The 23,628-nt window shown below is 67.0% G+C and carries 21 protein-coding genes; 14 read left to right on the forward strand and 7 right to left on the reverse strand.

Annotated elements, in window-relative coordinates; all coding sequences use genetic code 11:
- The first annotated feature begins 302 nt into the window (after nucleotides 1-302).
- From SALMUC_RS05645 to SALMUC_RS05655, 3 genes are all read left to right on the forward strand, one after another.
- Nucleotides 303-887: an HNH endonuclease gene (locus SALMUC_RS05645; protein ID WP_021119877.1), complete on the forward strand. Its 585-nt coding sequence runs from the start codon at nucleotides 303-305 to the stop codon at nucleotides 885-887.
- Between the two features lie 289 nt (nucleotides 888-1,176).
- Nucleotides 1,177-3,264 (forward strand): M10 family metallopeptidase C-terminal domain-containing protein, encoded by a 2,088-nt coding sequence (locus tag SALMUC_RS05650; RefSeq protein WP_020041092.1) that lies wholly within the window; start codon nucleotides 1,177-1,179, stop codon nucleotides 3,262-3,264.
- Between the two features lie 153 nt (nucleotides 3,265-3,417).
- Entirely contained in the window at nucleotides 3,418-5,727 is a 2,310-nt protein-coding gene (locus SALMUC_RS05655; protein ID WP_021119878.1) for a calcium-binding protein, read from the forward strand.
- A gap of 82 nt (nucleotides 5,728-5,809) precedes the next feature.
- Here SALMUC_RS05655 and SALMUC_RS05660 read toward each other — a convergent pair whose 3' ends face one another.
- The 4 genes from SALMUC_RS05660 to SALMUC_RS05675 form a co-directional block, all read right to left on the reverse strand.
- Complete coding sequence (locus SALMUC_RS05660) at nucleotides 5,810-6,370, reverse strand: bactofilin family protein (protein ID WP_020041090.1); 561 nt, start codon at nucleotides 6,368-6,370, stop codon at nucleotides 5,810-5,812.
- Complete coding sequence (locus SALMUC_RS05665; RefSeq protein WP_020041089.1) at nucleotides 6,360-7,670, reverse strand: M23 family metallopeptidase; 1,311 nt, start codon at nucleotides 7,668-7,670, stop codon at nucleotides 6,360-6,362. Before SALMUC_RS05665 ends, SALMUC_RS05660 begins: the two co-directional genes overlap by 11 nt.
- Before the next feature lie 184 nt (nucleotides 7,671-7,854).
- Nucleotides 7,855-8,670, reverse strand: a complete 816-nt coding sequence (locus tag SALMUC_RS05670) for a ferritin-like domain-containing protein (RefSeq protein ID WP_020041088.1) — start codon at nucleotides 8,668-8,670, stop codon at nucleotides 7,855-7,857.
- A 75-nt stretch (nucleotides 8,671-8,745) separates the two neighbouring features.
- Nucleotides 8,746-9,198: a peroxiredoxin gene (locus tag SALMUC_RS05675; RefSeq protein ID WP_020041087.1), complete on the reverse strand. Its 453-nt coding sequence runs from the start codon at nucleotides 9,196-9,198 to the stop codon at nucleotides 8,746-8,748.
- 87 nt (nucleotides 9,199-9,285) lie between these two features.
- Between SALMUC_RS05675 and SALMUC_RS05680 the strand changes: the two genes are divergently transcribed.
- From SALMUC_RS05680 to SALMUC_RS05705, 6 genes are all read left to right on the forward strand, one after another.
- Entirely contained in the window at nucleotides 9,286-12,576 is a 3,291-nt protein-coding gene (locus SALMUC_RS05680) for a YhdP family protein (protein ID WP_021119879.1), read from the forward strand.
- A 52-nt stretch (nucleotides 12,577-12,628) separates the two neighbouring features.
- Complete coding sequence (gene queA, locus SALMUC_RS05685; RefSeq protein WP_020042629.1) at nucleotides 12,629-13,678, forward strand: tRNA preQ1(34) S-adenosylmethionine ribosyltransferase-isomerase QueA; 1,050 nt, start codon at nucleotides 12,629-12,631, stop codon at nucleotides 13,676-13,678.
- A 163-nt stretch (nucleotides 13,679-13,841) separates the two neighbouring features.
- Entirely contained in the window at nucleotides 13,842-15,128 is a 1,287-nt protein-coding gene (locus tag SALMUC_RS05690) for an MFS transporter (protein ID WP_020042628.1), read from the forward strand.
- A 122-nt stretch (nucleotides 15,129-15,250) separates the two neighbouring features.
- Entirely contained in the window at nucleotides 15,251-15,835 is a 585-nt protein-coding gene (locus tag SALMUC_RS05695) for a DUF924 family protein (protein WP_020042627.1), read from the forward strand.
- Between the two features lie 181 nt (nucleotides 15,836-16,016).
- Nucleotides 16,017-17,411: a dihydrolipoyl dehydrogenase gene (gene lpdA / locus SALMUC_RS05700; protein ID WP_020042626.1), complete on the forward strand. Its 1,395-nt coding sequence runs from the start codon at nucleotides 16,017-16,019 to the stop codon at nucleotides 17,409-17,411.
- Nucleotides 17,412-17,498: 87 nt separating this feature from the next.
- Nucleotides 17,499-18,119: a hypothetical protein gene (locus SALMUC_RS05705; protein WP_020042625.1), complete on the forward strand. Its 621-nt coding sequence runs from the start codon at nucleotides 17,499-17,501 to the stop codon at nucleotides 18,117-18,119.
- Between the two features lie 43 nt (nucleotides 18,120-18,162).
- On the opposite strand, the gene SALMUC_RS05710 is transcribed toward SALMUC_RS05705, so the two are convergent.
- From SALMUC_RS05710 to SALMUC_RS05720, 3 genes are read right to left on the reverse strand one after another with little or no spacing between them, the layout of a single operon-like run.
- Entirely contained in the window at nucleotides 18,163-18,720 is a 558-nt protein-coding gene (locus tag SALMUC_RS05710; RefSeq protein WP_037371232.1) for an HD domain-containing protein, read from the reverse strand.
- A gap of 49 nt (nucleotides 18,721-18,769) precedes the next feature.
- A complete protein-coding gene (locus tag SALMUC_RS05715) occupies nucleotides 18,770-19,003 on the reverse strand; it encodes a hypothetical protein (RefSeq protein ID WP_020042623.1) in 234 nt (77 codons plus the stop codon).
- Nucleotides 19,004-19,017: 14 nt separating this feature from the next.
- Entirely contained in the window at nucleotides 19,018-19,671 is a 654-nt protein-coding gene (locus SALMUC_RS05720; protein WP_020042622.1) for an alpha/beta hydrolase, read from the reverse strand.
- 175 nt (nucleotides 19,672-19,846) lie between these two features.
- On the opposite strand from SALMUC_RS05720, the gene iscR reads away from it, so the two are divergent.
- The 5 genes from iscR to SALMUC_RS05745 all read left to right on the forward strand — a co-directional run bounded on the left by iscR (nucleotide 19,847) and on the right by SALMUC_RS05745 (nucleotide 23,597).
- The gene (iscR, locus tag SALMUC_RS05725) at nucleotides 19,847-20,326 is read left to right on the forward strand and encodes a Fe-S cluster assembly transcriptional regulator IscR (RefSeq protein ID WP_020042621.1); all 480 of its coding nucleotides are present in this window, start codon (nucleotides 19,847-19,849) and stop codon (nucleotides 20,324-20,326) included.
- Between the two features lie 30 nt (nucleotides 20,327-20,356).
- Entirely contained in the window at nucleotides 20,357-21,400 is a 1,044-nt protein-coding gene (locus SALMUC_RS05730; protein ID WP_020042620.1) for a cysteine desulfurase family protein, read from the forward strand.
- 75 nt (nucleotides 21,401-21,475) lie between these two features.
- Nucleotides 21,476-23,002, forward strand: coding sequence for a Fe-S cluster assembly protein SufB (sufB, locus tag SALMUC_RS05735; protein WP_020042619.1), 1,527 nt, complete (start codon nucleotides 21,476-21,478; stop codon nucleotides 23,000-23,002).
- 25 nt (nucleotides 23,003-23,027) lie between these two features.
- Nucleotides 23,028-23,228 carry a hypothetical protein gene (locus SALMUC_RS05740; RefSeq protein WP_020042618.1) on the forward strand — a complete coding sequence of 67 codons (201 nt, stop codon included), beginning with the start codon at nucleotides 23,028-23,030 and terminating at the stop codon, nucleotides 23,226-23,228.
- A gap of 48 nt (nucleotides 23,229-23,276) precedes the next feature.
- A complete protein-coding gene (locus SALMUC_RS05745; protein ID WP_020042617.1) occupies nucleotides 23,277-23,597 on the forward strand; it encodes a heavy metal-binding domain-containing protein in 321 nt (106 codons plus the stop codon).
- The last annotated feature ends 31 nt before the right edge of the window (nucleotides 23,598-23,628 follow it).

The raw sequence follows: 23,628 nt of genomic DNA on the forward strand, positions 1-23,628 counted from the left end.
GACGGCCTCCGCGGACAGCCCGAAGCGGGCCTCGAACTGTTCGACGATCACCACGGGCCTCCAATGCGCGCTCGGATATGCCCTTGGAGTGTCGCCGAGCGATTGCCCCCACGTCAAGCGCGTCGTCCGGCGTCGAACGCTGTCATGCACACGTCATGAGCAGCGCATATCCACGGGGCGACCACTGCATGTTGCGAGGCTTGCCAGAGCATTTCCGCGATATATAGTGATTTCAGGCAGGGGCGGGATGTCCCGCTCTGGTGCTTGGCAGACGGGCAGACAGGGCAGGGAACGAGTCACCCATGGATGGCGATTTCAGGACACATTTTGTCAGGGAACCTTCGGCGCTGAAGCAGCATCCGGCGCTGGTTTTGAACGCGGATTACAGGCCGTTGTCCTACTATCCGCTGTCACTATGGCCATGGCAGGAGGCGGTGAAGGCCTCCTTCCTCGATCGTGTCGACATTATCGCCGAATACGACGAGGTGGTGAGAAGTCCCTCGCGGGAGATCAGGATCCCCAGCGTCGTCGTCCTGAAAGATTACGTCAAACCGAGGAAGCGCGTGGCATTCACGCGCTTCAATCTTTTTCTGAGGGACGAATTCCGCTGCCAGTACTGCGGATCGAAAGGCGACCTGACCTTCGACCACGTCGTGCCCCGCGCCTCGGGCGGCATCACGAGCTGGGAGAACGTCGTGGCCGCCTGCGCGCCCTGCAACCTGCGAAAGGGCTCGCGCACGCTTCGGCAGGTGGGCATGTCGCTGCGCCAGACCCCGCGCCAGCCGGGGGCGTCGGAGCTGATGAACGTGGGGCGCAAGTTCCCGCCCAACCACCTGCACGACAGCTGGCTGGACTTCCTCTACTGGGACGCCGAACTCGAGGCCTGAGCCGGGCAGGGGCCGGTGCATCCTCCATCAAGGGAAGGCCCGGAACGGTGCCTGACACGACGCGCTTGAGCCGGCAGATCCGCAAACGGCCGGCAAGAGGCTGTTGCCGTGCGAGCGGCTGCAGCGGTTCCGACCATTGCTGAACATGACCCGAGACAGGTCCTACCGGCGGCGCTAGGCTGGGAGCATCAAGGCCGGTGCCGGGTCCGGTGGCGGGCGGCCCGATGCGGGGGAGGCCGCCATCGTCAGAGCGGCGCGGGCAAAGTCATTTCTGCAAGGAACGCATGTCATGTCACTTTCCACCGGACTCGCCCTCGAGGACATCACCGTCGCGGCCTATGCCGCCCAGGCCTCCTACAGTTCCGACCCTCAGGACAGCTACCTGTCGAACCTCGGTGTCGACACGGCGGACGGCCTGCAATCGGTGGACCTTAGCGCCTTCCTGCCCGCAGGATCCGACGATGTCTTCGACAGCGGCAACGTGTTCCAGGGCGGCTCGATTTTCGTCAGCGATCTCTTCGCCACGGATGGCGAGTTGCGCGATGCCTTCGCGACGGCGATCCTGGGAAGGCCCACGACCGGCACCACGGTCGAGACCTTCCGGCCCTTCGCCGATGCGAAACCGGCCGAGGCGGTGGCCTTCGTCTCCGACGGCTCGGGCGCCGGGGATACCGACACGCTCTACCTGGCGATCCGGGGCACCGACAATATCGTCGATGCGGCCATGGGCGGGCAGGCCTTCACCGCCGACGGTCAGAGCGCCTATTTCATGATGCTGCTGCCCTTCTTCGAGGCCGCGCTGGCCTATGCCCGGGACGAGGGGCTGGGCCGCGTCGTGGTGACCGGCGGCTCGCTGGGCGGGTCCATGGCCGATCTCTTCAGCCTGTTTCTCAAGCCGCAATGGGAGGCCGAGCTCTCGGTCTCGGTGGTCTCCATCGCTTCGGCCGGACTTGCCGACGGTGTCATCGCCGAGCTGGGCGCGGCGCTGGGGCTGGGCGCCGCCGCGCTTCCCACGCCGCAGGCCGACGGCACCTTCGCGCGACCCGACGATCACCTGAACTTCGCCAATACCGAGGACATCGTTCCGAATCCGGACCTGCTGTCGGGCTACCTCATCACCGACCAGCTGCAGGGCAACGCGCGCATCGCGGATGCCGTGCGCTTCGACCAGGTGACGCTCGACGGGACGGTGGTGGACTTCCAGACCAACACCTTCGGCGCCGAGCACGCGGGCGAGCTCTACCTGTCGACGATGACCGCCTTCCTCGAGGGGCGTGACGACCTGACGGATGCCGAGACGCTGGCGGACGGCGGCGCGACGGTCGGCGGCGGGGCAGGCGACGCGATCGCCACGGGAGCCTTCGGCGCAGTCATGGGCCTGGGCGGCAACGACACGCTCTCCGGCTCGGCGCGGGACGAGACGCTCATGGGCGGTGAGGGCAACGACCTGCTGATCGGCGCGGGCGGCGACGACTGGTACTTCGGCGGCGCCGGAAACGACCAGGCGCGGATCGGTGCCGCCTCGAGGGATGTCACGATCGAGGTTTCCGGCGACACGCTGACCCTGATCTCGGCGGAGGGGACGGACAGCTTCCGCTCGATCGAGAGCTTCGCCTTCACCGATACGATCCTGACTCTGGCCCAGGTCGAGGCGCTGGCGGGTGGAACGCCGGTGGCGACCGAGGGCAACGACACGCTGCCGGACGCGCCCGGCGCGCAGGCGTTCGACGGTCTGGGCGGGATCGACACGGTGGACTACTCGGCCTCGGCCGGGCGGGTACTGCTCGACTTCCAGTCCGACGTCGGCGGCCGCGACTTCGCGCGCTTCTACGACGTGGGCGCGGCCGAGGGCGACACCTATGCGAATGTCGAGAACGCCATCGGCAGCGCTTCCGCCGACAACCTGCGCGGCGACGCGGGCGTCAACGTGCTGGAGGGCGGCGGCGTCTCGGACAGGCTTTACGGCCGGGCGGGCGACGACGTGCTCATGGGCGGGTCCGGGGCAGACGCGCTCTACGGCAACCTCGGGACCGACACCATGACCGGTGGCGACGACGTCGGCCGGCGCGATCGCTACATCTACTTCCAGACGCAGGAATCGGGCACGGGCGCAGGCAACCGCGACGTGATCACCGACTTCGTCGCCGGCGAGGACCGCATCGAGCTGTCCCGCTTCGACGCCGACACGACCCAGGGCTTCAAGCAGGCTTTCGACTGGATCGGCAACGCGGGCTTCTCCGCGGCCGGGCAGCTTGGCTACCGCTACGAGGAGGGCAACACCATCGTGCAGGCCGACTTCGACGGAGACGGCGCTGCCGACTTCGAGATCGAGCTGACCGGCACGATGGATCTGACGGCGGACGATTTCCTCATCTGACGTCCCGCGCTTTGCAGGAAGCCAGCCGTTCTGGGGAGTGAATGGTTTACAGAATCGCAAGCTGAAGTAATCCTTTTGCGATGGGGACAGGCCGGTGCGGATTAACTGTGTCCATGTCACGTCAATATGACCAGTTCAGAGAGGGTATCGAGTATGCCGACATTCACGGGCGACGGAGACACTGATTTCATTGCCGGTACCGCCGGCGCGGACACGATCTATGGAAACGGTGCAGGCGATAACCTCCGGGGTCGGGGCGGGAACGACTTCATAGATGGCGGTACCGGTGATGATGACTTAATCGGCAACGGCGGGGACGACACCCTGATCGGCGGCCTTGGCTATGACCTCCTGAGGGGCGGTCCCGGGGACGACTCCATGGATGGTGGCGCCGATGCTGACGTGCTCATCGGCGACGACGGCAACGACATCCTCATCGGCGGGGGCGATGGCGACGAGCTGAGGGGCAACAACGGGCAAGACGTGCTGATCGGCGGCCTTGGCGACGACATCCTGACGGGAGGCGGCGGGCACGACAGCCTCGACGGTGGAGCGGGCGATGACACCCTGACTGGAGGGGACGGGGGCGACACCCTCGAAGGCGGTGACGGCGCCGACCTCCTACAAGGTGAGGAAGGCGACGACAGTCTGGTCGGGGGCGGCGGAAACGATACGCTGACCGTCGAAAACGGCGACAACACAATTCTCGGCGGCGATGGCAACGACCTGCTGGAGACCTCGGCCTGGGAGACGATCACTGCCGATGATGTCCTTGAAGGCGGGGCCGGCAACGACACGTTGCGGATCAACCGCAGCGATGCCGAGCATCTCGTAATTGCCGAGGACGACGGCATTGAGGTCGTGGATATCGATAACGGGCTGACGGACATCGGCACGGACGGCGGCGATATGCTGGACCTGTCCGGTGCTGGGTCGGTGATAAACGGCGACGACACGCTGGCTTTCGTCGGCATGGCCGGGGGGGACGACACCTTCGTGGGCCATTCCGGCAGCGACAGTGTCGCGGGCGGAACCGGAAACGACAGCTTGCACGGAGGCGATGGCGGCGACGACACGCTGACCGACGAAGGCGGCGATGACACGATCGACGGGGGAGCGGGCGACGACCTGATTGAGATCGGCGTCTATAACGTCATTACAGCCGCCGACAGGTTCATTGGCGGCGCCGGTAGCGACACGCTGCGGGTCGATCTTGGTGAAATCGAGTACCTTGTCATTGCCGCGCACGACGGCATCGAGGTCGTGGATCTCGAAGACGGAGCGCGCGTTGGTACGGATGGCGGCGATATGCTGGACCTGTCCGGCGCAGGCTCGGTGGTCGATGGGGATGACACGCTTCCCTTTATCGGCATGGCCGGCGGCGATGACACCTTCGTGGGCCATGCCGGAAGCGACAATGTCAACGGTGGCAGCGGAAATGACAGGCTGGTCGGAGGCGACGGGGACGACACTCTTGGAGGATCGGATCAGAACGACACTCTGGACGGTGCTGCGGGCGACGATCTGCTTGTCGGCGGCTCCGGCGATGATCTGCATGTCGGTGGTGCCGGGCAGGACCGTGCGGAAATCGATGCAGATTCGAACCAGATCTCTGTGACCTATTCCGAGGATGAGGTGACGGTCGTTTCGTCGGACGGAACAGACGTCTTTGTCTCGGTCGAGAGCTTTGCCTTCAGGGACGCCTTGCTAACACTCGGCGATCTCGAGGCCCTGACCCGGGGCCCGCTCGAAGAGGGAACATCTGGAAACGACACGCTCTTCGATGCACCGGGCGCGCAGCATTTCGACGGCGGTGCCGGGCGCGACACGCTGGATTTCTCCGCTGTCGACGGACGCGCCTTCGCCGACATCGAGACCGACCAGCGCGGCGCGGCCTTTCTGCGCTTCTACGACTACGGCCAGCCGCAGGGCGACACCTATGCCAATCTCGAGAACCTCAACGGCAGCGCCTTCTCGGACGACCTGCGCGGCGACGACCGGGGCAACTACCTTTTCGGCGGCGAAGGCTGGGACAGGCTCTACGGCCGCGCGGGCGACGACCGGCTGATCGGCGAAGGCGGCGGAGACAAGCTCTACGGGAATTCCGGCGCCGACACGATGACCGGCGGCGACCGCCCCGGCTTCGGCCGACCGGACCGCTACATTTACTTCCGCGAGAGCGATTCAGGCGTTGGCTCGGACAATCGCGATGTGATCACTGACTTCGCGACAGACGAGGACCGGATCGAGATCAGCCGCTTTGATGCCGACACCACGCAGCACGGCAAGCAGGCCTTCGACTTCATCGGCGACGCCGCCTTCTCGTCCGCCGGCCAGCTCGGGTATCGGCACGAGAGCGGCAACACCATCGTGCAGGCGGATTTCGACGGCGACGGCGCCGCAGACTTCGAGATCGAGCTGACGGGCATCATGGACCTGACCGCGGACGATTTCCTGATCTGAGGGTCTGGCGCTCCCGCATAACGCGAAAACGCCGGGCGCGAGGCCCGGCGTTTCATCGTTCGGTCTGACTGGAGCGGCCGGTTCAGCCGGTCTCGCCGTTACCGCCAGCGCCGGCGGGCTGCGGTGCCGGCTTCTGCTGCTGCTTCGGCTGCTGCTGGTGCACAGGCTGCGGCTGCTTGTCCTTGGCCGACAGCGGGTCGTCCTGGCGCTGCACCGAGCCTTCGAAATGCGCACCGCTCTCTATGGCGATGGTCTTGTGGATGATGTCACCCTCGACCCGCGCGGTCGCGGTCAGGCGGACCTTGAGGCCTCGCACGCGGCCCACGATGCGGCCGTTCACCACCACGTCGTCGGCGATGACCTCACCCTTGATCGTGGCCGTCTCGCCGATGGTCAGCAGGTGGGCGCGGATGTCGCCCTCGACCGTGCCCTCGACCTGGATGTCGCCGGTGGTCTTGAGGTTGCCCGTGATGTGCAGATCGCTCGACAGAACCGAGGCCGCCGGCTTGGGCTTGGACGCGGACGCGGCCTTGTAGTCGCCGGCGGGCTGGCGCTGCGGCGCCGCCTCGGGCGCGGCGGACTTCGGCGCGGCGTTGTCCTCGGCCTTGGGGCCGGGCTCGTTGATCTTGCTCTTAGAAAACATCGTTTGCAGCCTTGATGTAGATCATGGGGTTGACGGGTTCCCCGCCGACACGGACCTCGTAGTGCAGGTGGGTGCCGGTAGACCGTCCTGTATTTCCCATAGCAGCAATCTTGTCCCCGCGCGAGACCCTTTGGCCGACCTTTACATAGAGTTTCGAGTTGTGTGCGTAGCGCGTCTCGATGCCGAATTCGTGCTTTATCTTCACGAGCCTGCCGTAGCCCGACATCCATCCCGCGTGCGTCACGACGCCATCGGCCGTGGAATAGATCGGCGTGCCGTGCGGCGCGGCGAAATCGGTGCCTGCGTGCAGGCGGCCCCAGCGGCGACCGAAGCCGCTGGTGAACCGGAACGGGTCCTTGATGGGCACCGCGAAGGGCGCTTTCTGCGCCGCGATCCGGTAGAGGTTCAGCCGGTCCATCTCGCCCAGGATGCGGTTGGCGCGTTCCATCTCGGGCGAGGGCTCCTCGCCACGGGTCGAGAAGGTGAGGGGGGTCAGCGGGCCGCCCTGGCCCGAGTAGCCGCGACGCACCTCGTTGATGATGTCGTCGGGGTCCATGCCCGCCGCCTCGAACATCTTGTCGAGCGGCTTGACCGAAACCGTCATGGCCTCTTCGAGCTGACGGAAGATCATGTCGTTCTTCTCTTCCATCAGGCGGATCTCGGTCGCCATCTCGTCGGCGCGGATAAGGGCGTCCTGCGCGTCGGCGACAACCTTGTCACGTTCCTCGGCGGTCCGCGCCAGCGCGTCGGCCAGAAGGTCCATCGTGCCCGAGGCCTCGCCCTCGCCGCCGGCGACCTGCGCGCCGCCTGCGACCTGCGCCTCGAGCGCCGCGAGCCGGGTGCCCAGCTTCTCGCGCGCGCGCATCGTGTCGCGCAGCGTGGCCTGGATGATGTCGATGCCGGTTTCGAGCTCGCGGCGCTGGGTTTCCGAATCCAGCAGCCGGGACTGCATCCGCGAGACCTGCGCGAGCGCCGAGTTGAAGCGTTCCTGCGCTGCAAGCGCCTCGGCCGCGCGGGCGTCGCGTTCGGAGGAAAGCTCGTTCAGGCGACGCTGGTAGGTCACCTGGTCGCGGCGCGCCTGGTCGCGGAAATTGCCGGCGCTGATGCTGTCCATCAGCAGGATGGCGGTGGCGATGATCGTCCATGAGACGACGAGCGTGCCGCCGAGATAGGCCGCTGCCTGGGTCTCCGGCCTGAGCCGGATGAACCTTGTGTCGTCTTCGGATCTGAGAAACAGCCGTCGTTCCGGAAAGAAACGCTCGATGAGCGCGTGTGTCCTGATCGCGAGCCTTGTTCGCACAAGCCTGCCCCTTTTCCCGTCCCAGTCGCGACGCTCGGATCCCCAAACCCGGCATCTTCCGACAAGGGGGTAAAGCGACGTCGGCGATTTCGCAATGTTTTTGGGCACATGATTCGCATGAGGCGGCAGATGCCCGCCACAAGCGGCAAAAATCCGCCGACGCCAATGGCTTCCCTCGCACGGCTCAGCCCTTTTCCTGGGCAAGCGGCCAGTAGAAGTCGGGTGGCAGGCCCGCCTCGGCGCGCTTTTCCTCGTTGAACGGCGGCTTCAGCGCGCCGTGGAAGTAGGTGCGGACGAGGTCGTGGAAGACATCGCGCGGGTCGCGGTTGTGCCGTCCGCAGAGGAAGTGGAACCACTTCGAGCCGTAGGCGACGTGGCCGACTTCCTCGGCGTAGATCGTCTCGAGCGCGGCGACGGCCTCGTCGTTGCCGGCCTTGCGGAAGATCTCGATCATGCCCGGCGTCACGTCGAGCCCGCGCGCCTCGAGCACCATGGGCACGACGGCGAGCCGGCCCATGATGTCCTCGGCCGTGTCCTCGGCCGCGCGCCACATGCCCGCATGCGCGGGCAGGGCGCCGTAGTGGCTGCCGAGGCTTTCCAGGCAGTCGCACATCAGGTTGAAGTGCTTGCTCTCTTCGTCGGCGGCCCGGACCCAGTCGTCGAAGAAGCCCGGCGGAAAGGGCACCTCCGTGAAGCGGGCGATGATGTCCCAGTGCAGGTCGACGGCGTTGAGCTCGATATGCGCCACGGCATGCAGCAGCGCGATGCGACCCTGCGGCGAGCCGGGCTTGCGCCGCGGCACGTCGCGCGGGTCGAGCAGTTCCGGGCGTTCGGGGCGCGCCGGGCGCAACGGTGGCGCGGCGCTGCCGACAGCGATCCCGGGGCCCTCGCCCGCACGGGCCGCGCGCCATGCGGCCGCATGGGCGTGGCTTTTCGCGGTTTTCTCGCGGCCGTCGGCGGTGGTGAGCACGTCGACGGCCATCTCGGCCAGCGTCTTCATCCGGCACGTCCTTTCGGTCGGGCACAAATTCCTTGGCAAGGAATTTGCAGATCTTTTCGAAAAGCTTTGGCGCGCTCAGAGCGCCTTGGCGGCCTCGAGAACCTCGGCGGCGTGGCCGGGGACCTTCACCTTGCGCCATTCTTTCGCGATGCGGCCCTCGGCATCCACCAGGAAGGTCGAGCGTTCGATCCCCATGAAGGTCTTGCCGTACATCTTCTTCTCCTTCCAGACGCCGAAGGCCTCGCAGACCTCCGAGCCCTCGTCGGACAGGAGCGGCACGGTCAGGTCCTTCTTCTTCATGAACTTCTCGTGGCTGGCCATGCTGTCCTTCGACAGGCCGAAGACCTTGATGCCGGCCGCCTCGAACTCGGGCAGGAGCGCGCTGAACTCCTCGTTCTCCTTGGTGCAGCCCGAGGTGTCGTCGCGCGGGTAGAAGAACAGCACGACGGGCGCCGGGCGCAGCGCCGAGAGGGTGACGTCCTCGCCGGTGGTGGCGGGCAGGGTGAAGTCGGGGGCGGTCTCGGTCATTATGCTCTCCAAAGCCTGTTTCGCCAATGCTGCGGAAAGATGTAGAACGACGGGCAGGCAAAGGGAACCGCGAGGCAGGACCGACACGTGACGACGCGCGACAGGACCCCCGAGGCGGCGGCGCGACCGCGCCGCGTGCGGTGGTGGCTGGTGGCGCTGCTGGCGCTGCCGCTGGTGCTGGCGGGCGCCGGGGCGGCAACGCTGTGGCACCTGCAGGGGCGCACGCTTTCGATACCCGACTGGCTGCGCGATCGGATCGAGACACGGATCGAGACGGCCACCCCCGGGCTCGATCTGCGCTTCGGGGACATCAGGCTCGCGGTGCAGCGGGACTGGCTCGCGCGGGTGGCGCTGTCGGATGTCGAGATCCGCACCAAGGCCGGGCAGGAGGTTGCCACCCTTGCCGACCTCGAGGCGGGTTTCGACGTGACCGAGCTGCTTCGCGGCGAGTACGAGCTGCGCGCGGTGCAGCTCTCGGGCGCATTTGTCACGCTGACGCGTGATGCGACGGGCCGTCTGGGGCTCGCGCTCGGGGATGCCTTTTCCGGCGAGACGAAGATGCCCGACCTGCCGAGTCTCGTGGCGCAGGTCGACGAGGCGCTGAGCGATCCGCGGCTCGCGGCGCTGGACGAGATCGCCGCCGAGGCCCTGACCATCCGTTACGAGGATGCCCGCGCCCGTCGCGGCTGGACCGCCGACGGCGGCCGGCTGCGGCTCACGCGCGAGGACGGCGCGCTGCGGCTGGCAGGCGACGTGGCGCTGCTGGGCGGCGGCGACGTGGCGGCGACGCTGGCGCTCAACGCCGAGAGCCGGATCGGCGAGCGGGCGGTGCGCTTCGGGCTGACGCTTGGCGGGCTCGACGCGACCGACATCGCCAGCCAGAGCCCGGCGCTGGCCTGGCTCGACGCGCTGCGGGCGCCGATCTCGGGCGCGCTGCGCGGCGAGATGACGGCGGGCGGCGGGCTGGGCGCGCTCGATGCCACGCTGCAGATCGGAGAGGGCGTGCTTCAGCCCAACACCCAGACCCGGGCGATCCCCTTCGAGCAGGCGCGCACCTATTTCTCCTACGACCCGGCCGAGGCCGCGCTGCGGTTTGACGAGATCTCGGTCGACAGCGCGCTTGGCGGGCTGTCGGCGCAGGGGCGGGCGCATCTCGAGGGTCTCGAAGCGGGCTGGCCGCGGGCCATGACCGGCCAGTTCCGCGTGACCCGGTTCAACGCCCAGACCGGAGGGCTCTATCCCGAGCCGCTCGAGCTTGCCGGAGCCGAGATGGATTGGCGGCTCGAGCTGGACCCGTTCCGCTTCGAGCTGGGCCGCCTGCGCAGCCTGCAGCCCGACCTGCCGCTGCGCCTATCGGGACGCTTCGATGCCGCGCGGACCGGCTGGCGCCTCGCGCTCGACGGGACGTTGGAGCGGGCCGAGCTGGACACGGTCCTGCACTATTGGCCGCCGACCCTCGCGGACAAGGCCCGCCGCTGGGTCGTGGAGAACGTCGAGACCGGGCGGGCGCATGACGCGATCTTTGCCCTGCGCGCAGAACCCGGAGAGCGGCCGGACGTCTACCTCGACACGCGGCTGGAGGGCGTGGAGCTGCGCTATGCCCGCACGCTGCCGAACCTCGAGGAGGCCTCGGCGCAGCTCACGATTCACCGCGACCGGCTGGCGGTGCATGTCGACGGCGGTCGCATCGTGCCGCCCGAGGGCGGGGCGATCGAGGTCGCGGGCTCGCGCTACGTGATCCCGAACACCCGTCAGAAACCGCCGAGGGGCGAGGTCTCGGTCGTTGCGCAGGCGCCCATGGTCGCGATCCTGTCGCTGATCGACAGTCCGAAGCTCGAGTTCATGACCAAAGCCGGCAAGCCGGTGCAGCTGGGCAGCGGGCGGGCCGAGGTCGAGGGCCGGATCACGCTGCCCCTGATCCGCAACGTCCCGCGCGAGCGCGTCGCGATCGACTTCGACGGGCGCCTTTACGACGTGGAAAGCGACCAGGTCGTGCCCGGGCGGGTGCTGACGGCGGACCGGCTCGACGTCGACGTGGACGACGAACGGCTGGTGATCTCGGGTGCCGCCGACCTCTCGGGCGTCCCATTCGAGGGCGAATGGCGCCAACCGCTCACGCCCGGGTCGGGGAGCCGTGTGACCGGCGACGTCACGCTGTCGGAGCCCGTGGCGCAGGCACTGGGGCTCGGGCTGGCGCCGGGCACGCTCTCGGGGCGCGGTCGGGGCCGGGTCGAGATCGAGCTCGAACGCGGGGTGCCGCCGGTCTTCACGCTGGAGTCGGATCTCGCCGGGCTGGGCCTGTCGGTGCCGCAGATCGGCTGGCGGCTGGGGCAGGGGCAGACCGGGGCGCTCGAGGTCTCGGGAACGCTGGGCAGCCCGGTGCGCATCGACACGCTGGAGCTGAATGGCGCCGGGCTGGAGGCGCGCGGATCGCTCGACCTGCGCGCCGACGGGCGCTTCGAGGCCCTGCGCCTGCCGGTTCTGCGGGTGGGCAGCTGGCTTGACAGCGCGGCGGTGCTGCGAGGCCGCGGGCAGGGCGCCGCGCCGGCGGTGACGCTGGAGGGCGGGCGGATCGATCTGCGCAGCGCGCCCTTCGGCAGCGGCGGAGGCGGCGGCAGCGCGGGCGGCGGCGCGCCGCTCGACATCGCGGTGGACCGGCTGCAGATCACCGACGGCATCTACCTGACCGAGTTCCGGGGTGCGTTCGCGGGACGCGCGGGCATGACCGGCGACTTCACCGGCAGGGTCGGGGGCGAGGCCCCGGTCAGCGGCCAGATCGTCCCCCGCAACGGGCGCAGCGCCTTCCGCATCCGCAGCCGCGACGCCGCGGACGTGCTCGAGGGCGCGGGCCTGTTCGAGTCGCTGGACGACGGCACCTTCGACCTGACGCTGTCGCCGGTGGCGGGCCGGCCCGGGGAATACGACGGCGCGCTGCAGATCGAGGGCACGCGCCTGCGGGGCGCCCCCGGCATCGCCGCACTGCTGGACGCGATCAGCGTGGTGGGCCTGATCGACCAGCTGAACGGCCCGGGCATCTACTTTTCCGAGATCGAGGCGCGCTTCCGGCTGACGCCGACCGAGGTCGTCATGACGCGGTCCTCGGCGGTCGGGCCTTCGATGGGCATCTCGCTCGACGGTTACTACGACCTGGGGCGCAAGGTCATGGACATGCAGGGCGTGATCTCGCCCATCTACATCCTGAACGGCATCGGGCGGCTCTTCTCGCGCAAGGGCGAGGGTCTGATCGGCTTCAACTTCTCGCTGCGCGGTCCCGCCAGTGATCCGCAGGTCTCGGTCAACCCGCTCTCGGCCTTCACGCCGGGGATGTTCCGCGACATCTTCCGCAGGCCGCCGCCCGAGGTGCCGCAGCAGAACTGAGCACGCCGCGGCCTCTTCCGCCCGCCCGCGCGGGGCGCTAAGGAGCGGGGCCATGAAGCTCTCCGATTTCGATTTCGACCTGCCCGAGGACCTGATCGCCACGCGGCCCGCGCGGCCCCGCTCCTCGGCGCGGCTGCTGGTGGCCGAGGGCGACGCCGTGACCGATGCGGTCGTGCGTGACCTGGCCGACTGGCTGCGGCCGGGCGACCGGCTGGTGCTGAACGACACGCGCGTGATCCCCGCGCGGCTCTCGGGCACGCGCCGTCGCGCGGGGGCGCAGGGCGAGAGCGAGGCGAAGATCGAGGTCACGCTGCTCGAGCCTCGCGCCGACGGTCTCTGGTCCGCGCTGGTCAAGCCGCTCAAGAAGCTGCGCGAGGGCGAGACGGTGACCTTTTCACCGGCGCTATCCGCAACTCTGGAGGCGCGCGAGGAGGGGCAGGGGCTGCTGCGCTTCAACCTCACGGGAGAGGATTTCGACGCCGCGCTGGCCGAGGCCGGCGCCATGCCGCTGCCGCCCTACATCGCCGCGCGCCGCGCCGCCGACGCGCAGGATCGCGACGACTACCAGACCGTCTGGGCGCGCAACGCGGGCGCCGTGGCCGCGCCCACCGCCTCGCTGCATTTCGACGAGCCGCTGCTGGCCGCGCTGCGCGACCACGGTGTCGACTTCACCCATGTCACGCTGCACGTCGGCGCCGGCACCTTCCTGCCGGTCAAGGTCGAGGACGTGACCACTCACAAGATGCACGGCGAGTGGGGCGAGGTGAGCGAGAGCGCCGCCGCCGAGATCGCCGACACGAAGGCCCGGGGCGGGCGGGTCATTCCCGTTGGCACCACCGCGCTGCGCCTGATCGAGACCGCCGCGCGCGAGAGCGGCGCCATCGCGCCCTGGCGTGGCACGACCGAGATCTTCATCTACCCCGGCTTCGAGTTCAGGGTGGCCGATGCGCTGATGACCAATTTCCACCTGCCCAAGTCGACGCTGCTGATGTTGGTCTCGGCGCTCATGGGACGCGAGCGGATGCTGCGGATCTACGCGCATGCCGTTGCGGAACGCTACCGTTTCTTCTCCTACGGAGATGCCTCGCTGCTGATCCCCTGACTGGCGCAGCGCTCGGAAACCTCACGTAAATCTGCTTCGTGCGATGACGCGCGGGAACCGCGCTTGAAAGAATGGTTCACGAACGTCAGGGCTGTGTCGTGAACAGGCAATATCCCGGGTCCGTCGGGTGGCAGATGGACCGGCGAGTCACCGGAGACAGACGATGCTGGACGTGTTGAGACAATCCTGGGCACTGCTGCTGGGCATGGGCCTGCTCATGATGGGCAACGGCCTGCAGGGCTCGCTGCTCGGCGTGCGCGGCGGCGAAGAGGGATTCTCGGCCTTTTACATGTCCATCGTCATGTCGGCCTATTTCGCCGGCTTCCTGGTCGCCTCGCGCGTCACGCCGGGCATGATCCGGCGCGTCGGGCATGTGCGGGTCTTCGCGGCGCTGGGCTCGTTCATTTCGGCAGTCCTGATTCTCTACCCCGCCTATCCCGACCCGATCACCTGGACCATCGAGCGGGCGATCATCGGCTTCTGCTACTGCGGCGTCTACGTGACCGCGGAAAGCTGGCTGAACAACGCCTCGACCAACCAGTCTCGCGGACAGGCGCTGTCGCTCTACATGATCGTGCAGATGCTGGGCATCATCGTGGCGCAGGGTATCCTGCTGGTGCCCGACGCCTCGGGCTTCCTGCTCTTCGTGATTCCCTCGGTGCTGGTCTCGATCGCCTTCGCGCCGATCCTGCTGTCGATCTCGCCCACGCCGGCTTTCGAAAGCACCAAGCCCATGAACCTGCGCGAGCTCTACCGCGTCTCGCCGCTTGGCATCGTCGGCATGTTCCTTGTTGGAGGCGCCTTCGCCGCGCAGTTCGGCATGGCCGCGGTCTTCGCGACCGAGGCCGGGCTCAGCCTGCAGCAGACCTCTATCTTCGTCGCGACCTTCTACGTCGGCGCACTGATCACGCAGTACCCGCTGGGCATGCTCTCCGACCGGTTCGACCGGCGCCAGCTGGTGGCCGCGGTGGCCCTGATCGGCGGCGGCTCGGCCGCAGCCGCAGTGACGCTGGCCGACAGCTTTCCGGTGCTGCTGGTCGCCGCCTTCATGATCGGCGGCGCAAGCAGCCCGCTCTATTCGCTGATCATGGCCTACACCAACGACTTCCTCGCGCACGAGGACATGGCGGCGGCTTCGGCGGGCCTGCTCTTCGTCAACGGGGTGGGAGCGATCAGCGGGCCGCTGGTCACCGGCTGGCTGATGGCGCAGGTCGGCCCGAGAGGCTTCTTCATCTTCATCGGCGCGCTCATGCTGACGCTTGCGGCCTACGCGATCTGGCGGATGACACAGCGTCCGGCGCCTGCCGTCGATACGCTCGGCGTCTACACCGCGATGTCGCCCACGGCCTCGCCCGTGGCGATGGAAGCGGCGCAAGAATGGGCAATCGAGGCGGCAGAGGCCGAAGCCGAGGCGCAGGAACAGGCCGAAGAAACCTCTTCCGCCGCCTGACGGGTTGCGACGCCGGATTCGTCTCGGCAGTGTCGGAAACTGACACGAATTGTTACTTCAAAGCCTTCCGGGCACATGTAACGGTTTTGAGACGACCACGCGCTGCGAAGGAGCAGGGGACCATGACGCAGGCACCCGAAGAGATTCTATCGTTCTGGCTCGACGAATGCGGGCCGGACAAATGGTATGCCACGGACGCGGAACTCGATGACCGCATCCGCGGACGCTTTCTCGAGACCTGGGAAGAGGCCATGGAGGGCCGTTTCGGCCTGTGGCTCACTTATCCCAGCGGATCGCTGGCCTACATCATCCTGCTCGACCAGTTCCCGCGCAACATGTTCCGCGGCGAAGGTGCGGCCTTTTCCTCGGACGAGATCGCGCTGGCGGCCTCCAAGCAGGCGATATGGAGAGGCTGGGACCTCAAGATCGACGAACCGGCGCGGCAGTTCTTCTACCTGCCGCTGATGCACTCCGAGAACCTGACCGACCAGGACCGCTGCATCCGCCTGATGAAGGAACGCATGCCTCAGACCGGCGCATCCAACCTTCTGCACGCTCGCGCCCATCGCGAGGTGATCCGCGATTTCGGCCGGTTCCCGACGCGGAACGTGGCGCTGGAACGCGCGTCGACCCTGGCCGAGCAGGCCTTCGTCGATGGCGGCGGCTACGGCGCGACGCTGCGCAAGCTGCAGATGGAAGCGGCCTGACACCCGGCCCATCCCCGGAAAAGACCTTGGGCGGCCCGTGCGAAAAGACTCGCACGGGCCGTTTTCCTGTGGTGTGCTGCCCCGGAGGCAGTGGCGTGTTGCCGCTTCGGATGTTCAAAGTTGAACGGATTTCCGAAATGGTTTAATGCCAAACCAATTCTGGATCGAGGGGAGAGGACCCATGGCTTCGCAAAACTTCGACATGATCGTGATCGGCGCCGGGCCGGGCGGATATGTCGCCGCAATCCGCGGCGCGCAGCTCGGGCTGAAGGTGGCCTGCGTCGAGCGCGAGCACATGGGCGGCATCTGCCTGAACTGGGGGTGCATCCCGACGAAGGCGATGCTGCGCACCTCGGAGATCTTCCACTACATGGAGCGGGCCAAGGACTACGGCCTCAAGGCCGAGAACATCGGCTACGACCTCGACGCGGTGGTCAAGCGCTCGCGCGGCGTGGCCAAGCAGCTGGCCTCGGGCGTCACGCACCTTCTGAAGAAGAACAAGGTGACCTCTTTCATGGGCGAGGCCTCGATCCCGTCCAAGGGCAAGGTCACGGTCAAGACCGACAAGGGCACCGAGGAGCTGACCGCGAAGAACATCGTGGTGGCGACCGGTGCCCGGGCGCGTGAGCTGCCGGGGCTCGAGGCCGACGGCGAGCTGGTCTGGACCTACAAGGCCGCCCTGACGCCCAAGCGCATGCCCAAGAAGCTGCTCGTCATCGGCTCGGGCGCGATCGGCATCGAGTTCGCCAGCTTCTACCACACGCTCGGCGCCGAAACGACGGTGGTCGAGGTCATGGACCGGATCCTGCCGGTCGAGGACGAAGAGATCTCGAAGTTCGCCAAGAAGCAGTTCGAGAAGCAGGGCATGACCATCCGCGAGAAAGCCATGGTCAAGCAGCTCGACCGTGGCAAGGGCAAGGTCACCGCGCATATCGAACAGGGCGGCAAGACCACCAAGGAAGAGTTCGACACGGTGATCTCGGCCGTGGGCATCGTCGGCAATACCGAGGGGCTGGGCCTCGAGGAGCTGGGCGTGAAGGTCGAAAAGAGCCACGTGGTGGTCGACAAGCACTGCCGCACGGGCGTCGAGGGCGTCTATGCCATCGGCGACGTGGCGGGCGCGCCCTGGCTCGCACACAAGGCCAGCCACGAGGGCGTGGCCGTGGCCGAGATGATCGCGGGCGGCCATCCTCACGCCGTCGATCCCGACAGCATCGCCGGCTGCACCTACTGCCATCCGCAGGTGGCGAGCGTCGGCCTGACCGAGGCGCAGGCCAAGGAGAAGGGCTTCAAGATCAAGGTCGGCCGCTTCCCCTTCATCGGCAACGGCAAGGCCATCGCGCTTGGTGAGTCCGAGGGCATGGTCAAGACGATTTTCGACGAGAAGACCGGCGAGCTTCTGGGCGCGCACATGGTGGGCGCGGAGGTGACCGAGCTGATCCAGGGCTACGTCGTGGGCCGCCAGCTCGAGACCACCGAGGAGGACCTGATGAACACGGTCTTCCCGCACCCGACGCTGTCGGAAATGATGCACGAGTCCGTGCTCGACGCCTACGGGCGCGCCATCCACTACTGATGGCTGGTCCTGCTTGAGAAAGCAATTTGTCTGAATGAAATTCAGGGATATCCTTTGCCTGCGTTAAGAGTATGTAAAGGATATTCCATGAAGTTGATGATTGCGTGCATTACGGCAACCATAGGCCTTGCCGGTACGGCCTCCGCTTCCGTCGTGTTGTTGAACGAAGGCGAAGGCGGCAGTTTGATGGGCTCTCAAGGTCCGGGGAGGGGCCGCGGCCTTGTCTTGTCTGCGAACGAGAACATCACGATCGACAGTGTGGGAATCCTGGCCGACCTGCGGTATCAGTCTTACGATTTCCAGATTTACGCTGGTGACTCGGTTGGAACCGTGCTGGCCGAGAAAACTGCGGTTCTTGGCGGAACTGGATCGCAGTATCATGACATTGGTCTCGAGTATTCATTCTCGACTGGTCAGACATATTCGATCCTGTTCCAGCCGTCTGACCTGGGGGTGAACGACTGGGTCGCCGGCCCGACGGAAAACGGCTATTTTCTCGACTCCCTGCTGCCGCTTGACGTCGGCCCCTTCACCATTCTTGATGGATTCAGCGGTAATGAGGACGGGTTCAGCCTCGGCAACGCTGCACACCCCAATTTTCGGGTGAATACGGTGGCGGCCACGGTGCCAATTTCCCCGGGCGGGGTGTTTTTGCTCTCTGCTCTTGCTGGGCTTTGGGGCCTGAGAGCATCTCAGAAGGGCGCCTGAGGCGGTACACCGGCGCCAGGATTGTTCGTCAGAAAGGTTCGGGTCAGCGCGCCGCCGAGAAGAAGGCGGCGACCCGCGGCCGCAGCCAGTGCCACAGCTTCGGCGCGCCGCGTGCGATCTTCGGCGCCATCTTCGCCTCGAAGACATCCTGCGTGACGCCGTAGTCGGTCCAGGAGCCGCCCCCGGCCGCGAGGTTCAGGTTCGGCGGCTGGAACCGGTCGAGCGACTTGGCAAAGCGCGCCTCGGGCGTTTCGTTGGCCTCGAATTCCTCCCAGATCGCGCGCAGGGCGGCGCCCTGATCGGCCGGCAGCATCCCGAAGAGCCGTTCGGCGGCGGCCTGCTCGGCCGCTTCCACCGCCGCCGCGTCGACCGCGCCGAAGACCGGCGCGTCGCCCGCGTCGATCTCGACCAGGTCGTGCAGCAGCAGCATGCGGATCACGCGGTCGGTGTCGATCTCGTCCTCGGCGTGCTCGCCGAGCACCAGCGCGAAAAGCGCGATGTGCCAGCTGTGCTCGGCCGAGTTCTCGAAACGCGAGCCGTCGTGGATGCGCGTTGCGCGGGAGACCGACTTCAGCCGGTCAGCCTCCATGAGAAAGACCATCTGCGCGTCAAGGCGGGGCGTGGCGGCGCGGTCGTCCGGCGGCACGGGCTCAGTAGCTGCCCGGCGCTTCGCCGCGCCCGTCGAGCCGGTCCTGGATGAACTGCCGCGCGCGCCGCTCGGCGAGGCGCACGCGCACCGAGGTCAGGTAGGCCTCTTCCAGCGTGGTCGAAGAGGCGCCGATGACCTTGGCGACCTCCATGAAGAAGCGGTCGTCGCCGGTAGCTTCCATCGCCTTGAACGTATCTTCGGCCAACTGGTCGGCCAGATCCTGGGCTAGCGACATGGGCGCGCTCCTCGTCAGCGGGTGGATTCGGTCAGGCGGCGCTTCACGTAGCCGCTCACCGTGTCGATCATCGTCTCCATGTGCGGCTCTTCGAAGAAGTGCCCCGAACCCTCGATCTCCTCGTGGGTGATCGTGATCCCGCGCTGCTCCTTGAGCTTGCCCACCAGCGCCGTGGTGTCGGCGGGCGGGGCCACCCGGTCGGCGCCGCCGTTGACGATGAGACCGGACGAGGGGCAGGGCGCGAGGAACGAGAAGTCGTACATGTTCGCCGGCGGCGAGACAGACACGAAACCCGTGATCTCGGGCCGCCGCATCAGCAGCTGCATCCCGATCCAGGCGCCGAAGCTGAAGCCCGCGACCCAGCAATGCTTGGAGTTGTTGTTCAGCGACTGCAGGTAATCCAGCGCCGACGCCGCGTCGGAAAGCTCGCCGATGCCCTGGTCGTATTCGCCCTGGCTGCGCCCGACGCCGCGGAAATTGAACCGCAGCACGGTGAAGCCCATGTTGTAGAAGGCGTAGTGCAGGTTATAGACAACCTTGTTGTTCATCGTGCCGCCGAACTGCGGGTGCGGATGCAGGATGATCGCGATGGGGGCGTCGTTTTCCTTCTGGGGGTGGTAGCGGCCTTCGAGGCGGCCTTCGGGTCCGGGAAAAATGACCTCGGGCATAGGGTGCGATCTGCTCCTGTATCGGGCCGTGCGGATGTTGACAGAATCCGTCGGCCATCTTAGAACCATTCTAAACCCGGCGCCGTGGCCGGGTCGGGCTGTGTTGCAGATAGGCAATCGACCGGACAAGGTCAATTGTCAGCAACTGTCTTCGGGCCGCGCAGGGAGGCGTGCGATGAAACTGAGTACCAAGGGGCGTTACGCAATGGTGGCGCTTTGCGATATCGCGCTTCAGCCCGAGGGGTCCCTTGTGACGCTGGGCGACATCTCCAAGCGTCAGGACATCTCGCTGCCCTATCTCGAGCAGCTCTTCGTGAAGCTGCGGCGGCATGGTCTCGTCGTGTCGGTGCGCGGACCCGGCGGCGGCTATCGCCTGTCGCGGCCCTCGACCGAGATCTCGGTCGTCGACATCCTCGCCGCCGTGGACGAGACGGTGGATGCCATGCACAAGGGGGCAGGCGCCTCGGGCGGCGCCTCGGGCAGCCGCGCGCAATCGCTCACGAACCGGCTGTGGCAGAGCCTTTCGGCGCATGTTTACGTCTTTCTGCACCAGACGCGCCTGTCGGACGTGGTCGAGAACGGCCTCGCTCCCTGCCGGGCGGTGCCGACGCTCTTTGCCGTGGTGGACGAGCATGACGTGCAACCCGCAGGCTGAGCCGCACCCCGCGATGATCGGAGGGGCGGCATGAAGCGCGCCTATCTCGACTGGAACGCCACGGCGCCGCTGCGTCCCGAGGCGCGCGAGGCGATGGTCGCGGCCATGGACGTGGTCGGGAACCCGTCCTCGGTCCACGCCGAGGGCCGCGCTGCCAAGGCATTGCTCGAGCGGGCGCGGGGGCAGGTCGCCAGCGCCATGGGCGCGGACGGGGCCGACGTTGTCTTCGTCTCTGGCGCGACCGAGGCGGCCGCACTGGCCTGCGCCGGGCGCGGGCTGCAGGGCGCGGGCATCGAGCACGATGCGCTCGACGCCTGGATCGATCCCGTCCTGCCCGTCGATCCCGAGGGGCGCGTCACGGTCCAGGACCCGGCGCAAACCGTGCTGCAGGCGGCCAACTCGGAAACCGGCGTGATCCAGAACCTGCCGCAGGGCCTGGCGCTGACGGACGCGACGCAGGCCTTCGGCAAGATCCCCTTTGCCTTCAACTGGAGCGGCGCCGATATGGCTGTCGTCTCGGCCCACAAGCTGGGCGGGCCCAAGGGTGTGGGCGCCCTCGTGATGCGGCGCGGCACCGATCTTGCTGCGCAGCTGCGCGGGGGCGGGCAGGAGATGGGCCGCCGGGCGGGCACCGAGAACCTGATCGGCATCGCCGGCTTCGCCGCGGCGGCCGAGGCTGCGGCCCGGGACTTGGCCGACGGGGTCTGGAGCGAGGTCGAAAAACTTAGAAACATTCTAGAGAATGCCGTTGCGGCCGACGCGAAAGAGACTATTTTTGTCGGAAAAGGCGCCGCGCGGCTTCCGAACACGTCGTGCTTTGCGGTGCCCGGCTGGAAGGGCGAGACGCAGGTGATGCAGATGGACCTGGCCGGTTTCGCGATTTCCGCGGGCTCGGCCTGTTCCAGCGGCAAGGTGCGCGCCTCGCGCGTGCTGCAGGCGATGGGCTACGACGAGGCGGCCGCACAAGGCGCGATCCGCGTCAGCCTTGGGCCCGAGACGACGGAAGACGAGGTGATGCGCTTTGCCGAAAGCTGGCTGCGCCACCATGAGAAACATCGCGCGCGCGCAGCGTGAGGACAACCGGGCCTGCGCATGACGCGGGCAGACGCACCAGGCGCGCGGACCACGCGCGCGGACAGGAGAGACGACATGGCAGCCTTGGACAACGTCAAGGAAGGGGTCGAGAAGGAGACCGTGGACGCGGTCGAAGCCGTTTCGACCTACAAGTACGGCTGGGAAACCGACATCGAGATGGACTACGCGCCGATGGGCCTCTCCGAGGACATCGTGCGGCTGATCTCGACCAAGAACGACGAGCCGGAATGGATGACCGAATGGCGGCTGGCCGCCTACGAGCGCTGGCTCCAGAAGGAAGAGCCCAACTGGGCCATGGTCGACTATCCCAAGATCGACTTCCAGAACCAGTACTACTACGCCCGCCCCAAGAGCATGGAGACCAAGCCCAAGTCGCTGGACGAGGTCGATCCCAAGCTGTTGGAAACCTATGAAAAGCTGGGCATCCCGCTCAAGGAGCAGATGATCCTCGCCGGCGTCGAGGGCGCCGAGGACGCGCCCGCCGATGCACGCGAGAGCGAGCGCAAGGTCGCCGTGGACGCGGTCTTCGACTCCGTATCGGTCGGCACGACCTTCCAGAAGGAGCTGGAGAAGGCGGGCGTGATCTTCTGCTCGATCTCCGAGGCGATCAAGAACCACCCGGAGCTGGTGAAGAAGTATCTCGGCTCGGTCGTTCCGGTCAGCGACAACTTCTACGCGACGCTGAACTCGGCGGTCTTCTCGGACGGCTCCTTCGTCTACGTGCCGCCGGGCGTGCGCTGCCCGATGGAGCTCTCGACCTACTTCCGCATCAACGCCGAGAACACCGGCCAGTTCGAGCGGACGCTGATCATCGCCGACAAGGGCGCTTACGTGAGCTACCTCGAGGGCTGCACCGCGCCGCAGCGCGACACCTCGCAGCTGCACGCCGCCGTGGTCGAGATCATCGCCGAGGAAGACGCCGAGGTGAAATACTCCACGGTTCAGAACTGGTTCCCCGGCGACGAGGAAGGCAATGGCGGCATCTACAACTTCGTGACCAAGCGCGCGGACTGCCGCGGCGACCGCTCGAAGGTGATGTGGACCCAGGTCGAAACCGGCTCGGCCGTGACCTGGAAGTACCCGTCCTGCATCCTGCGCGGCAACGAGAGCCAGGGCGAGTTCTACTCGATCGCCATCACCAACGGGCACCAGCAGGCCGACACCGGCACCAAGATGATCCACCTCGGCCGCGATACCAAGTCGCGGATCGTGTCCAAGGGCATCTCGGCGGGCGTGGCGCAGAACACCTACCGCGGCCTCGTGTCGATGCACCCCAAGGCCAAGAACTCGCGCAACTACACCCAGTGCGACAGCCTTCTGATCGGCGACAAGTGCGGGGCGCACACCGTCCCCTACATCGAGGTCAAGAACAATTCGTCGCGCTGCGAGCACGAGGCGACCACCTCGAAGGTGGACGACGACCAGCTCTTCTACTGCCGCCAGCGCGGCATGGACGAGGAAGAGGCCGTCGCGCTCGTGGTCAACGGCTTCTGCCGCGAGGTGCTGCAGGCGCTGCCCATGGAGTTCGCCATGGAAGCCCAGCAGCTGGTCGCGATCTCGCTCGAAGGCTCGGTGGGCTGAGGCCCGCCGCGAAGGAGGGCCTGGCGTGATCCTGGAACTCGCACGACAGTCGGCCGGTGCCGGTCTGGGCGTCTTCATCGGCGTCCTGATCGGCCTCTCGATCCGCCGCCGCAAGGGCAAGACCGAAGGGCTGATCTCGGACTCGGTGCCGCTTACGGCCGCGGCAGCGGGCGGGCTGGCGCTGCTGGCGATGATGGCCTTCACCTGGATGCAACGGACGATGTGAGTTGGTGCGCGGCATGAGGATCGTCGCGCAAGCCACTGGAGAAACGACATGATCGTGACCACAACCAATACCGTCGAAGGCCATCGCATCACCGACTACAAGGGTGTCGTCGTGGGAGAGGCCATCATGGGCGCCAATGTCGTGCGCGATCTCTTCGCGCAGATCACCGACATCGTCGGCGGCCGGTCCGGCGCCTACGAGGCCAAGCTGCAGGAAGGCCGGGAAACTGCCTTCCGCGAACTCGAGGAACGCGCGGCGGCCCTTGGGGCCAACGCCGTTGTCGGGATCGATCTGGATTACGAGGTTGTGGGCGACTCGATGCTCATGGTCTCGGTCTCGGGCACCGCTGTCGTGCTGGACCGGGACTGAACGAACAGGAACGGGCGGCCGGGGCGCCGCC

The organism is Salipiger mucosus DSM 16094, from assembly GCF_000442255.1.
Classification (GTDB): Bacteria; Pseudomonadota; Alphaproteobacteria; order Rhodobacterales; family Rhodobacteraceae; genus Salipiger; species Salipiger mucosus.

Excerpts from the sequence above, each read along its gene's own strand:
- SALMUC_RS05715 (WP_020042623.1), bottom strand. The coding sequence starts at position 19,003 with ATGTCGCTAGCCCAGGATCTGGCCGACCAGTTGGCCGAAGATACGTTC.
- SALMUC_RS05730 (WP_020042620.1), top strand. The coding sequence starts at position 20,357 with ATGAAGCGCGCCTATCTCGACTGGAACGCCACGGCGCCGCTGCGTCCC.
- iscR (WP_020042621.1), top strand. The coding sequence starts at position 19,847 with ATGAAACTGAGTACCAAGGGGCGTTACGCAATGGTGGCGCTTTGCGAT.
- SALMUC_RS05650 (WP_020041092.1), top strand. The coding sequence starts at position 1,177 with ATGTCACTTTCCACCGGACTCGCCCTCGAGGACATCACCGTCGCGGCC.
- SALMUC_RS05660 (WP_020041090.1), bottom strand. The coding sequence starts at position 6,370 with ATGTTTTCTAAGAGCAAGATCAACGAGCCCGGCCCCAAGGCCGAGGAC.
- SALMUC_RS05705 (WP_020042625.1), top strand. The coding sequence starts at position 17,499 with ATGAAGTTGATGATTGCGTGCATTACGGCAACCATAGGCCTTGCCGGT.
- SALMUC_RS05670 (WP_020041088.1), bottom strand. The coding sequence starts at position 8,670 with ATGAAGACGCTGGCCGAGATGGCCGTCGACGTGCTCACCACCGCCGAC.
- SALMUC_RS05675 (WP_020041087.1), bottom strand. The coding sequence starts at position 9,198 with ATGACCGAGACCGCCCCCGACTTCACCCTGCCCGCCACCACCGGCGAG.
- SALMUC_RS05690 (WP_020042628.1), top strand. The coding sequence starts at position 13,842 with ATGCTGGACGTGTTGAGACAATCCTGGGCACTGCTGCTGGGCATGGGC.
- SALMUC_RS05710 (WP_037371232.1), bottom strand. The coding sequence starts at position 18,720 with ATGGTCTTTCTCATGGAGGCTGACCGGCTGAAGTCGGTCTCCCGCGCA.
- lpdA (WP_020042626.1), top strand. The coding sequence starts at position 16,017 with ATGGCTTCGCAAAACTTCGACATGATCGTGATCGGCGCCGGGCCGGGC.
- SALMUC_RS05745 (WP_020042617.1), top strand. The coding sequence starts at position 23,277 with ATGATCGTGACCACAACCAATACCGTCGAAGGCCATCGCATCACCGAC.
- SALMUC_RS05655 (WP_021119878.1), top strand. The coding sequence starts at position 3,418 with ATGCCGACATTCACGGGCGACGGAGACACTGATTTCATTGCCGGTACC.
- SALMUC_RS05645 (WP_021119877.1), top strand. The coding sequence starts at position 303 with ATGGATGGCGATTTCAGGACACATTTTGTCAGGGAACCTTCGGCGCTG.
- sufB (WP_020042619.1), top strand. The coding sequence starts at position 21,476 with ATGGCAGCCTTGGACAACGTCAAGGAAGGGGTCGAGAAGGAGACCGTG.
- queA (WP_020042629.1), top strand. The coding sequence starts at position 12,629 with ATGAAGCTCTCCGATTTCGATTTCGACCTGCCCGAGGACCTGATCGCC.
- SALMUC_RS05720 (WP_020042622.1), bottom strand. The coding sequence starts at position 19,671 with ATGCCCGAGGTCATTTTTCCCGGACCCGAAGGCCGCCTCGAAGGCCGC.
- SALMUC_RS05695 (WP_020042627.1), top strand. The coding sequence starts at position 15,251 with ATGACGCAGGCACCCGAAGAGATTCTATCGTTCTGGCTCGACGAATGC.